This is a genomic window from Streptomyces sp. M2CJ-2 (assembly GCF_016757295.1).
Lineage (GTDB): Bacteria > Actinomycetota > Actinomycetes > Streptomycetales > Streptomycetaceae > Streptomyces.
Genome location: NZ_JAESIF010000264.1, coordinates 1 through 816, shown reverse-complemented (window position 1 = coordinate 816; position 816 = coordinate 1). Strand labels below are relative to the sequence as shown.

Annotated in this window: 1 protein-coding gene; it reads right to left on the bottom strand. The window is 68.6% G+C overall.

Annotation, left to right across the window (positions count from 1 at the left end):
• Positions 1–516: 516 nt before the first annotated feature.
• Positions 517–708: a hypothetical protein gene (locus JL475_RS39215; protein WP_202282959.1), complete on the bottom strand. Its 192-nt coding sequence runs from the start codon at positions 706–708 to the stop codon at positions 517–519.
• Positions 709–816 lie beyond the last annotated feature (108 nt).

Genomic DNA, 816 nt, shown 5'->3' with positions numbered 1-816 from the left:
TCCCGGCATCCCACCGAAAGCCGCAGGCGGGGACCGTCTACGCCCCTTGACAGGCCCGGCCCTCATGGGTGCGGAAACGTTCCTCGCGAGGTGTTGGGCGTCAACTCCGGTCCTGCGGACCGAAATCCGCTGCTCGCGAGTTCGGTTTTCTCGTGGGCCTCGCGCGTTCGGGTGTTCGTTGACGCCGCTGACTTGCGGCGGAGCAGACGATGACGATTGTTGCCGGGTCTCTGGGACAGCTGCCCTGGGGCTCGAATTCAAGATCGAGGGGCCAGACAGGGGCCAAGAGGGCGGCGATGCGTCGTGAGTGGGTTCCAGGGCGGGGAAGTCCTCATTCAGGGGCTGGGGGCCGTCGTCGGTAGCGGATGCTGGGGAGTGCGGCCACCAGGGGTGGGGCGGCGCGGTACGACTGGCTGTTGTGCCGATCGGCGAGCCGGTCATTGCGGGTCCGATGTGCCGGAGGGGCCTGCAGGGTGGGTAAGTTTCGTCCACTGGTCCGCATGGAGCGCCTGAGGATCAGACGTCCCGCCGGCGCAGCCGTGAGATCGCCGGCCCCAGCGTCACCGCCACGTACGCGCACAGCGCCGCGAAGCCCGGCCACGGCCCCTGCGGACAGCAGCCGTCGTCGGGGAGACAGGGCGCCGACGCGTGGTCGTAATGCGTGACCGTGTTCTGGATCGCGAAGCCGGCTGGCGGCGTGGCCCCCATCAGGGCGTGTGCTACGCCTATGGGCAACCCGTTTAGGGCCTGTTCGGGATCGTGATCATGTGGCGGGGGCAAGGCTGCGCAGCCAGATGATGGCGCCGCGCAGCTGAA

What these genes read in the sequence shown, in the direction of transcription:
- JL475_RS39215 (WP_202282959.1), bottom strand. Translation starts at nt 708, where the DNA reads ATGGGGGCCACGCCGCCAGCCGGCTTCGCGATCCAGAACACGGTCACG.